The following is a 6,395-nucleotide window of genomic DNA, read 5'->3' on the forward strand; positions in this document are numbered from 1 at the left end:
TCCTTGCTCTCAGTGATCATAAAGGTGAAAAGTTACAAATCCTTTACACCGAACAAAAATAATTCATTTTAATAATAACATTTTTTGTAATAAATGTCAAGGTGAAGAAAAAATAATCAATTTAACTGCTATCTTTAAGAGTTTCTTACATCTAATGAGACAGTGTATAGTAATTGTTTATCTTCTTTACGTAAAATTGATAAACGAACTGGTAACACTATATGGTCAACTACAAAAAATGGTTTCCAGAACAGGAAACCATTTTAAATTTTATTTACATACAAATAGTAAATTAAGCAATAAGAAGGAGTGCACACATGAAAAAAATGTTAACAAAAGAATTAAGTAATGAATTAAAGAAGCGAGAAGAGAGGATCCTTTTTGTTTGCTGCAACTTTTATTTGATGTGTTGGGGCTAAAAGGAAGGAGAGGGTCGGGATTATCATGGTGGAAAGCTTAATATTGGTAGGATTTCTTTTTACGTTATATAAATTAGTTGATAAAAAAACAAACTAATTTATATAACGATATATTGTTTCCTTTTTAAGGGCGAGATTTATTTGATAGTGAAATGGATAATTTAAAGGAGGAATTTAGATGGATGCAAGGGAAGAACGCATAAAATACGAAAAGATGTCAAAGAATTATGACCGTATTTATTCAGTTTCGTTTATCCTATTAATTATACTTGTTTGTAGTAGTGTGATTATCATAGGAGCAACAGGAGGAAAATATGGAGTGTTTTTATTGTTAGCAATTTTACTTAATGCACGTATTACGAAAGAATCTCAAAAAAAGTATGAGCACTATTCTAATAAAGGGCGTATTTAAAATCATACATATGCTAAAAGGAACAAACTAGATGTACATTCAAAATATCCCTTTATCATCTCCTGTTAACTGGTAAAAGTAGCTTTTATAAATCATTTTTTTAGCAATGTAGAAATAGAAACCGTACCCTATTAAAATGTTATTTCCGTTCCTATAATGAATTATCCTTCTAGCATATTTATAAGATTTATATCATATATTAGGAGAAAGAATGCAAGTTAGAAAGGAGTCTTATAGAATGAGTTATTCGAAAGGAAATGACTTGAGTGAACAACATATGGTAAGTACACCTAATCCCTACGTATATCAGACATTACAATCAGTAATTGGTAAACATGTGGTTATTGAAACTGTAAGAGGTAATGTAAGAGGAAAGTTAAAAGATGTGAAACCAGATCATTTGCTCATTGAAGATACGGCGCCATATATTGTACGCATTCAACAAATTGTATGGATTATGCCAAAACAATAATCCAATTTATAAAAAATTAATGTCATAGTCCACCAAGTAAAAACACAGGGTTTTATCTCTGTGTTTCTTCAAATTTCCGTTTTTGAATATATGCTTGAGCATGAATAAGTTCTTTCTGAAGCTCTTTTAATTCTTTTGTAGATTCTGATTCAATAGCCATGTAAGTAGTAACTAAACTAATCATCATATCCATCTTCTCTACTATATTTTGAATGACCTGTTCAGAATGCTCTTTTTCAGGATGTTGTATTGCTATTAATACATTTTCTATATAATTGTTCTTTCTTTGCTGGATATCATAAATAAACTGTTTTGTGTTTGAGTTCATTTGTTATCCCTCCGTTTTGGATATATTTTTATTCTATCATATTTGAATAGAAAATATTGAATGGGCCGTTCTTACTTGCAACATTCATCAGTCAAAGGAATTGTCACAAGTGATTTTGATGAAGAACTCAATTATAAATGGTATGAAGTTAAGGGGTAGGTGAAAAGAGTGATTCTAAACCGAGTCCCTCTTTTGTTGTATGATTTTTAAATCTTAATAGGTTAAATTTATTGTAAAGAAGAACAAAGTGATGGTGAACGCAATAAATTTTTACCATTTTGTTTAGGAGGTGCTACTGTGAAAACTATAGAAATTGAAATGGTTAGATCTGGGAGTTGGAAGAATTCAACAGTACTTACAGAAAGTAGCTCCATATACTTATGAAGGTCCAAATGGCCCGAAGACAATAAGGTTAAGAATGGGTGAGTTAGCGGGAGACAAACATCCTGTTACAGGCATTCGGTATGATTTAGATGATTTCCTTATTTTTTAAAGCTATTTCTGAAGTTAAATTAAAAGAAGCTGATTTTAAAAAATCTAGACCAACACATGATAGAATATGTAGTAAAGCATTATACGAAAAAATAATGAAAGACCCTAAGTTAGCTGCAAAATTCACAGAAGAAGAAATAGAGTTGTTCAAGCTAGGTGAGGTACCAGAAAATTATACATGGCATCATCATCAAGAAGCAGGACGAATGCAACTTGTTGATTATGAAACACATCGAAAAACAGGTCACACTGGTGGATATAAAATTGGGGAAAAGACAGCGATACGTAAGGAAGAGTACATATGAGAAACGTTACTTGGATTGGAGTAAATAAAAAAGAAATTACAGATGAAAACATTCAGAAAGTAGAACAATATTTCAATATTAGATTCACTTTTATCTTTTCTTTTAAATTACAACATATACATGGGCAGAAACAATAGGATTCATAGAATCATACCAATCAATTCAGTCCTGCAAAGACGGTAGAGTAAATATTACACATTAAAAATAAAAATCTTATATTATTTGAAGTGTAAACCTGGAAAGAGACTCTTATTTTAGAGTTCAATTTTTGGTTTTTTACTACCTTAACGAACAGATAACGTCTAGTTCTTATATAAATCACTTTTTCAAGATTTATGTTACTGGTACTTATTCAGTTACTAAAATGGGTGGGGGGGATGGATAACATTGCTAAGCGTTGCAGCACATGTATTGAAAAATCCTCCAATTATACCATACAATAAGAAGGTACACATCTAAAAAAATAAATATATTCAATTTACGAAGAGGGGAATTAGCATGGGAGGAACCATTAAACTAGGAAGATTGTTTTCTTTATCAGAAGATATGTTACGCCATGATATTGATTACCAGGTTGTAAATGGAATACGCTATAAAAACAATTTAGAAATATGTGCAATTTTCAAGCATGATTATAAAGATATAAATAATAAGAAAAAGTATGATGAAATTACAAATAAAGTATATACATTGGGCTTATTTAAAAGAGGAACTAGAGAATTTTTGGAATTACCATTAAAATATGAAGTTAAAGGGAAATATAAGTCATTTACATTACCATTAGTAGGCCCAAACGATAGTTTATACAAAGACCTTTGTGAGTTCTTGGAAATTGATTATACAAAAAACGGTCCTTTTAAACCACTAGATTTTTTCAAGGCTCTACATAATGCTATTCCAACAAAAGCTAGTATTAAGTTTAAAGATAGATTGGCTTGTTCATATTCATATCCTACCAGTAAAGATAATGAACAAGAAAAAATTTATTTTCGCAGTTTCCTTAATAATGATATAAATGGAAACAAACGGAGTTTAGAAAATAAAGCGAAAACGGAAAAACTTTTACCAGATGCTCATAAGGTTATTGGTACAAGGAATATTTCCGTATGTTTCACGCATACACCAAAAGATGAACAAAAAGAAAAAGAAGAGATCGCGTCTAAATTTAATGAACTCCAACCTCAAATCTAGCTCAGAAGAACCAGGCAAAAATTGCCTGATTCTTTTTGTATATTTAACTGCTTGACATTCAATTTTTCGCAGTTAATTGAAAATTTAACATGATAGAGGGAATCGTTTATAAAATAATGTCAACTTTCTTGTCCAAATGGTTTAGACTTTCATATCTTTTTACAGTACGAGAATAACTACAGCAGGGGATAGTAACGCCCTTTCTAACTGTCCGCAAATTTTAATTTAACGAACAGTTGACAAAAGAAAAACAACTTTGCGATACCTGTTTCAATAAAGGGGAGATTTACCGTATAAAAATAATATAAAACAAGGATGATTATTTTGAAATCAGGGGTCACCATACACATCCATCAACCTAAGAAGAATAAACGCCACCTAAACAAAAAAGCCCTAAATTTTTCTTGAAAATAAGTTAGGGCTTTTGAACTAGAAAAGTATATTTTTAACTATGAAAACTACGATAAATTTTTCCTTTTTTCCTACTTACTAAATTCAGCAAGTAAAATATTTTTAAAAGGATTAGGACTATCAATTCTACCCAAACTATTCCAATTGACGACCAACGTATGCTTGCCCCCAAGTTTACCTCCAACAAGAGTTGTAAACCCTAGAATGCCACCTGTGTGTCCCCATATCGAGACACCGCTTGGAAGCTTAGTTTCATAGATTCCAAGACCATATCCATCGATTCCTTCTTTTCCTGTAGGAACTGTAGTAAGCATTTGTTTTAGTTGCTGTTCCTTCAGTAATTTGCCACCGAGCAAGTAAGAGAAGAATTTGTTTAAGTCGTCAGCAGTAGAAATCATATCTCCAGCAGAGCTAGCTGCACTTGGGTTATAATAAGTAACGTCTTTTAGCTCGCTTGCTCCGTCTGGTTGGACATATCCACGGGCATGGTTAGTGCCTGCAATAACACTTGAGTTGCCTGGTAGGAATGTATTCGACAATTCAAGTGGTTCAATAATCCGATTTTCAATCTCTTCCGCATAGCTGTTTCTGGTTACTTTTTCAATAAGAATGCCCAGTAATACGTATCCTGTGTTTGAATAAGACCAGCCCTTTCCTGGGGCAAAGTCTGGAGGCAGAGAAACCCCCATCTTCACTAACTCTTCAGCCGTATACGATTTTTTTGTATCCGTAAAATCAGCGTCTTTTGACCTTGAGTATTCAGCGATACCACTTGTATGGTTCAATATATGCCGGATAGTAATCTTGTTACCATCATATCCATTTCCTTGAATGACACCAGGCAACCAGTCTTCGATGTAATCGTCTAGATTCAGGCGATTCTCTCCAGCTAATTGAAGTACAACTGTTGCGGTAAACGTCTTCGTCACACTCCCAATGCGAAAGCGAAAATCTGTTTTCATTGGTTTCTTGGTTCTCAGATCCGCTATTCCAGTGGCATACCCCCACGTTTTTCCAACCTCAGAAGTTTTAGCAAGTATCCCCGGGTATCCAAGTTGCAATGTATCCCGCATTGCTTGCTTGACGGAAGTACGATCTCGTTGAGTATTTGTTTGTAACGAACTAGATACATTTTGAGTGGGCTCTGCTTTTACAATTGAGGTTGGTATTGTATATAACAGGGAACTTCCAGCTATTAAAAGGGCCAGACTTGCACATGTAATTTGACTACGTATTTTCATAAGGCATTCCTCTTCTCTATTCATATTGTATCAGTGTTTGCTTACTGTTCCTTACTTCCTGACAAGACTTAGGGAAAGGCCCTCACGCATATAGATTAAAGCCCCAGTACAAAGGTATCTATCAATACCAACAATTTGAGCCATTTAAATCTCCATCCCTCCTATAACAAAATTATTCAAAGGTATGAAAGCATATTATGTACCCTTAGTTATTGTTAGGATTAACACAACACGAGACATAACTTCAACCCATATTTTACTTTATTTATCTATAATATGTATTGAGAAAGAATGTAAATTCGAATCCTTTCCATAACCCAACTATTGATCGTTTTTTTCATCTATTATAATTAGTTATTTAGAATTTCATAATAAAAAACTGTAAAAAAAATAACGAGTCCCTTAACGTACAGGAAGCGCTTGAAAAATATGTCTATACGCACAATTTTCTTTTTTTGATATGGTGACCCCATCGCCATCAAGCTAAGGTTTTGAAGTACCCACTAAATGAAATTTTTCTTTCTCTACAGTTAGTTATTTTGAGAAGTCATCTCATTTTTTTGTTTTTGGGGTGTTTCTTTTTCTTAAGTTGATGGATGTGGGGTCTCGCCACATATCCATCAAGTTATCTAAATAAAATACCCTCTAAAAATTAAGGGTATTCAAAAATAAAAATAGACATTTATTTACTTCGTTTGTTATAATTCAAACAAAATAAAAAAACGTTTACGTTTTACACTTAACGATATCAAATTTACTGGAGGGGACAAAGATGAAAAAAGCACTTTACATCAATATAGGTGGAGAAGGACACTTAAATCCAACGTTAGGATTAGTACAGGATTTAGTACAACGTGGAGACAACATTGTCTATTATTCATCAAATGATTTTAAAGAAAAAATCAAAAAAGCAGGTGCACAATTCCGTCCTATCAATCAAGAGGCACAAAGAGAGCTTTCGGAAACTATGAATCTTATGACTTCCCATCCTCAAGAGTATTTATTACACTTCTTTCATGCTATGGAAAGAATTACTGATTCCATTTTTGAAGAAATCTCCAAAGAAACATACGATTACATCCTCTATGATGCACAGTCTTTACCTGGAAAATGGGTTGCTCACC

At 32.7% G+C, this 6,395-nt stretch carries 5 protein-coding genes and 3 pseudogenes; 6 read left to right on the plus strand and 2 right to left on the minus strand.

All coding sequences use genetic code 11. The features are described from left to right. The first annotated feature begins 597 nt into the window (after positions 1–597). Both ACTFRH_RS30725 and ACTFRH_RS30730 read left to right on the plus strand, forming a co-directional pair. Positions 598–831 (plus strand): hypothetical protein, encoded by a 234-nt coding sequence (locus tag ACTFRH_RS30725; protein ID WP_000340014.1) that lies wholly within the window; start codon positions 598–600, stop codon positions 829–831. Between the two features lie 238 nt (positions 832–1,069). Continuing rightward, a complete protein-coding gene (locus tag ACTFRH_RS30730; RefSeq protein WP_000122389.1) occupies positions 1,070–1,303 on the plus strand; it encodes a YuzF family protein in 234 nt (77 codons plus the stop codon). Between the two features lie 52 nt (positions 1,304–1,355). On the opposite strand, the gene ACTFRH_RS30735 is transcribed toward ACTFRH_RS30730, so the two are convergent. Continuing rightward, positions 1,356–1,631 (minus strand): hypothetical protein, encoded by a 276-nt coding sequence (locus ACTFRH_RS30735; protein WP_001087716.1) that lies wholly within the window; start codon positions 1,629–1,631, stop codon positions 1,356–1,358. A 331-nt stretch (positions 1,632–1,962) separates the two neighbouring features. Between ACTFRH_RS30735 and ACTFRH_RS30740 the strand changes: the two are divergent. The 3 genes and pseudogenes from ACTFRH_RS30740 to ACTFRH_RS30750 form a co-directional block, all read left to right on the plus strand. Continuing rightward, positions 1,963–2,412 (plus strand): annotated as a pseudogene (locus tag ACTFRH_RS30740) (HNH endonuclease); the annotation flags it as partial. Between the two features lie 12 nt (positions 2,413–2,424). Then, a pseudogene (locus tag ACTFRH_RS30745) lies at positions 2,425–2,526 on the plus strand (SMI1/KNR4 family protein); the annotation flags it as partial. A gap of 400 nt (positions 2,527–2,926) precedes the next feature. After that, complete coding sequence (locus ACTFRH_RS30750; RefSeq protein ID WP_000509528.1) at positions 2,927–3,619, plus strand: DUF6037 family protein; 693 nt, start codon at positions 2,927–2,929, stop codon at positions 3,617–3,619. Positions 3,620–4,101: 482 nt separating this feature from the next. Here ACTFRH_RS30750 and ACTFRH_RS30755 read toward each other — a convergent pair whose 3' ends face one another. Further along, positions 4,102–5,271 (minus strand): serine hydrolase domain-containing protein, encoded by a 1,170-nt coding sequence (locus ACTFRH_RS30755; protein WP_000702496.1) that lies wholly within the window; start codon positions 5,269–5,271, stop codon positions 4,102–4,104. 772 nt (positions 5,272–6,043) lie between these two features. On the opposite strand from ACTFRH_RS30755, the pseudogene ACTFRH_RS30760 reads away from it, so the two are divergent. Continuing rightward, positions 6,044–6,395 (plus strand): annotated as a pseudogene (locus ACTFRH_RS30760) (macrolide family glycosyltransferase); the annotation flags it as partial.

Source organism: Bacillus cereus group sp. MYBK216-1, from assembly GCF_051916495.1.
Classification (GTDB): Bacteria; Bacillota; Bacilli; order Bacillales; family Bacillaceae_G; genus Bacillus_A; species Bacillus_A thuringiensis_K.

Bases quoted from the DNA above. Each gene is read 5' to 3' on its own strand.
- ACTFRH_RS30725 (WP_000340014.1), top strand. From the start codon at position 598: ATGGATGCAAGGGAAGAACGCATAAAATACGAAAAGATGTCAAAGAAT.
- ACTFRH_RS30730 (WP_000122389.1), top strand. From the start codon at position 1,070: ATGAGTTATTCGAAAGGAAATGACTTGAGTGAACAACATATGGTAAGT.
- ACTFRH_RS30735 (WP_001087716.1), bottom strand. From the start codon at position 1,631: ATGAACTCAAACACAAAACAGTTTATTTATGATATCCAGCAAAGAAAG.
- ACTFRH_RS30750 (WP_000509528.1), top strand. From the start codon at position 2,927: ATGGGAGGAACCATTAAACTAGGAAGATTGTTTTCTTTATCAGAAGAT.
- ACTFRH_RS30755 (WP_000702496.1), bottom strand. From the start codon at position 5,271: ATGAAAATACGTAGTCAAATTACATGTGCAAGTCTGGCCCTTTTAATA.